1 protein-coding gene is annotated in these 4,520 nt (G+C 61.8%); it reads right to left on the bottom strand.

The window, feature by feature from the left end:
- On the bottom strand, nt 1–4,134 hold a 4,134-nt coding region (locus WC739_RS24645), incomplete at its 3' end, for a beta strand repeat-containing protein (protein WP_372955602.1).
- Nucleotides 4,135–4,520: the final 386 nt, after the last annotated feature.

A 4,520-nucleotide genomic window follows, 5' to 3' on the forward strand; every position in this document is an offset into this window, starting at 1 on the left:
CGGGCCGCCCATGTCGATCACGTTGTACACGCCGTTCGCCGACACCGTGCCGAAGTTGTAGAAACCGTTGCCGTACGCGCTGTACGTGCCCAGGTCGATGGACGCATCGTCCATCGCGATCAGGCCGTAGTTGACGATCACGTCGTCGCCCGGGCCGAAGTCCGAGTAGCCCACCGCATTCCAGACACCGCCATCGGCGTTGTACAGGAAGTCGTCGCCGTCACCGGTGACGATCGCGCCGTTGATGACGCCGTAGTTGAAGATCTCGTCTTCCGAGTCACCGCTCAGCACCGCGATGCTGCCGGCCGCGGTCGAGTTGGCCGTGATCGTGCCGTTGTTGACCAGCGTCGTGTAGTACGCACTGGACAGATACACACCCACCGCGTAGTCGGCGTCGGTCGCGGTGATCGTGCCGTCGTTGGTGAAGGTCACGTCGCCCCCGACGGAATACAGCGTTACGCCGTAGGTGTCGCCATAGGCGCCGACGAACTCAGCGGAGATGTCCCCGGAGTTAGAGGCGACCACGTCATAAAAGCTGGCGCCCAGCATGCCAATTGCCACGCCGTAGGTGCCCGTGGCAGTGGCGTTGATGTCGCCGGCGTTGTCAAGCCCCAGGTACAAAAGGCCGGAAGCAACCAGGCCCTCTGCCGCCGCGTAGTAGCCGCTGGCGTCGGCAGTGATCGAACTGCCATCCGCGGTGCTGACATAGGTGAAGTAGCCGCTGGCGAATGCGCCGATGGCCGCCGAACCGCCGTAGACCGCATCCGACTCCGCCGAGGCTGAGGTATCGCCTGCGTTGGAGAAGGTGGCGACCGGGCCGACCACGGCCGCGCCAATGGCAACCGCTTCGAAGTAACCGGTGGCCGAGGCAGAAGTGCTGCTGCCGGCCGCCCCGTCAAAGCTGGCGTAAGTGCCAGTGACCAGGGCGCCGACCGCCTCGCCACCGTCGACGCCGTCAGCGCTCGCGCTGATGTTGCCCGCGTTGTACACGGACGCGTAGTAGCCGTCCGCCAGGACGCCATAGGCCGACGAATAGACTGCGCCGCCCGCTGTCGCCGTGATGTCGCCGGTGTTGCCGACATAGACGTCGGCGAAAGCACCGGTCGAAACCGCGTAGACGCCGTAGGCGTCATAGTCCGCGGTGGCAGTGACGCTGCCGTTGTTGACTACGCTGACGTCGCCAGCAGACGTGTAGGCATTAATGCCCTTCGACAGGTAGACCGAGTCGGCGGCGATGTCGCCATCGTTGGTGATGGAAATGTCGCCGGCCTGAGTGAATACGCCAATGCCGTAGGCGTCTTCGGCGCCGTTCGCCGTGATCGAGCCAGCCGCGGCGTTAACCACCGCCACGTCGCCGTAATCCCCGAACACGGTGATGCCGGCCGCGTAGTCGTAGGTGGCGGTCGAGGTGATCGAACCGCTATTGCCGACGTAGGTATAACCCTCGCCGTTGACCGCGAGGATGCCCCACGCATCGTCATAGCCGTCCGAGGTGATCGTGCCGGAATTGGAGACCGATACGTTGCTGTAACCGGCCACCTCGGCGCGGATGCCGTAGGAGCGGTCGTTGTAGGAATAGGCCGAGATCGTGCCGGAACTGGTTACCTCGATGTCGCTGTAGTCCTCGTCAGTGGCGGCGCGGATTCCATAGGCGTTGTCATAGCCAGTGCTGTACGTGGTGGCGCTGATACTGCCGGAGTTGTCGACGTACAGGTCCGAGTCGTAGCCGCTGGTTTCCGCCTCGATGGCGACCGCGTAGGAATCCTGGGAGGTCGCCGAAATGGTGCCGGAGTTGTCTACGTAGATTTCGCTGTAGTCGCCCGACGTGTCGGAATAGATACCGAGTGCGTCGGAGTAAGCGTCGGCCGTAATCGTGCCTGAGTTGTTTACGGTAACGTCCTGGTAATTGCCATTCGAGTCGGCGTAGATACCGTAGGCGTCGCTGTAAATGGACGTAGCGGTGATGGCGCCGGAATTGGTGACGACCATGTCGCCGTAGGTGCCATCGGTGTTGGCGTGGATGCCGACTGCCAGTTCGTTGTAGGAATAGGCGTTGATTGTGCCTGAAGTATCCACGTAGACATTGCCATCGCCGTTGGCGTAGGCATAAATGCCATAAGCGTCGCCATCCACCGAGCTGGAGTCGATGTCGCCTGAATTGGTAACTGAAACGTCTCCGTTACCCTCGACATACGCGTAAATGCCGTAGGCGTGAGAGTCCGTACTCGCTACAGTGATTGCGCCGGAATTGCTGACCGTTACGTCGCCGCCGTAAGAATAGGCATCGATGCCGGTGGCAATCGCGAAGTAACTGTAGGCCCCAATACTTCCGGCGTTGGTCACCGTCACCGAGCCGTTGTATGAACCGGCATAGATGCCCGTTGCGTCATCAAATTCGGAGTAGGCGTAGACACTGCTGGTGTCGGTCGTGGTGACCGTTGCGTCACCATTGTAAGAGTAAGCGCTTACACCGGTGGCGTATTCAAAGACAGATTCTGCCGCGATGCTGCCGGAATTGGTGACTGTTGCGCTGCCGTCATAGGAATAGACGTCTACGCCGGTGGCGAAGTTGAAGACGGAGTAGGCGTCAACACTGCCTGCATTGTCCACCGAGGCCGAGCCGTTTTCGGAGCCGGCATAGATGCCTGCTACGGCTGTAAAGACCGAGTAAGCCGAGATGCTGCCGTACGCAGTGTTGGTTACCGATGCGTTGCCGTTGTAGGAATAGGCGCTGACGCCGGTCGCATCACCGAAGACCGACGCGGCGTCGATGCTGCCGGAGTTGGTGACAGTCGCATCGCCATCGTAGGCATAGGCATCGACGCCCAGGGCACTGGAAAAAACGGAATAGGCGGAGATGGTGCCGGAGTTGGTGACGCTGGCGTTGCCGTCGGCATTGGCGTAAACACCAGTGGCTGCGCCGAACGTGGAATAGGCGGAAACCGTGCCCAGGTTGTTGTCCACGCTCACATCGCCGTCGGACGCGGTGGCGTAGATACCCCATGCCACACCCGAGTCTGCATTAGCGTAGATCGCGCCGGAATTGACTACCGTGGTACCGAAGTCACTCTCGGCTTCCACGCCGGCTGCCCAGGTGTCGCCGTTGGCAGTAATCGAGCCGGAATTGTCGACTGCGACATAGTCGCCAAAGGCGCCGATGCCGTCGGCAAGCGCGGAATACGAGGTTGCATCGATGGTGCCGGAGTTCGTCACGGTTACGGTGCCATAACTGGCGTATGCAAGTACAGCGACCGACTGGCCATCGCCACCCGAGGCAACACTGCCCGAATTGTCGATGGTCACGTTGCCAGAGTCGGCTACTGCGGACACACCGTAGCTCGTGCTGGTGAGCGAATAGGCCTCGATGGTGCCCGTGTTAGTCACGGTAACGTCGCCCTCATCAGCATAGGCATAGACCGCGGTGGCGGTGTTATTGAATGAGCTGGCCGAAATCGTCCCGTCGTTGTTGATATCGACATCGCCATAGGCGGTCGCGTAAACCGCAGTCGCGATGCCGTTGTAGGCGCTGGCGATGATGCTGCTGTAGGCCTGGTTGTCGATCGAGACATTGCCGTCTATCGAGTCCGCGGTCAGGGCAACGACGTCGTAGGCTCCGCCGTCATAGGCATAAATGAGGCCGCCGTTGACTACCGTGACATCGCCGTAGGCGCTGATGTCGACGGCGTTGGCGCCAGCCGCCGAAACGTTGGTGACGATGTCGCCGTAGGTGTTCAAGGTCGCCGTGGTCGAACCGTACTGGTTGACGCCATCGGCGCCGTCGGTGGTGATGTCGGCATAGCTGATCACCGTGACGATGCCGCCCCAGGTCGCGTCAATGCCTACACTGCCGGCCGCGGGGGTCACGCTGGTCGGCAAGGTGTCGCCCAGGACCAGGGTCATGTCGACGGTGGGCACGAACTCGACGCCGGGGATGGTGTCGATGAATACGCCATTGCAAGACACGGTGTTGAGCGCGGTGATCGCGCAGGTGCCGGCCAGGGCGGCGCCGCTGCCCGACAGCGCCAGCATCGTGGCCGAGACGGCCAGGGCGGCGCGGATGGCGCGGGTGGTGGGGGCGACCTTGATGGTCCGATTGATGCGGGTTTTACCACCGCTATTCTTGTTTCCGTTCATTGTGAACCCCTTTCTTATTGACTGTTATGGCGCGGTCCAGCCCCCCCCTACTCCGGGCGGCTAGCCAGCATTTTCTGGCGCAGCGCGCACCTTTTTAGCACTCTCGTAACATTCCCGCAAACGGGAGGATTCAGGTGTATGTAGTTCACCGGCCCGCAGAAGCCACGGTCGGCAGACCAAGTTTGGTTAAACGCAGAATCCGCCCGCTGGCGGATAAGCCGCTGGCGGGCCATTGGCAGGCGGCCCGCCCTCCGAGCCTTGGCGCACAAAGAAAACCCGGCGCAGTCGCCTGCGCCGGGTTTCGGTCATCGCGATGCCGCTGCGATCAGCCGCGGAACGGCTTCGGCTCCATGACCGGCTCCGGCTCCGGAGCCGGCACCGGGCAA

It is taken from the genome of Mesorhizobium sp. (assembly GCF_041661565.1).
Taxonomy (GTDB): Bacteria; Pseudomonadota; Alphaproteobacteria; order Rhizobiales; family Rhizobiaceae; genus Mesorhizobium.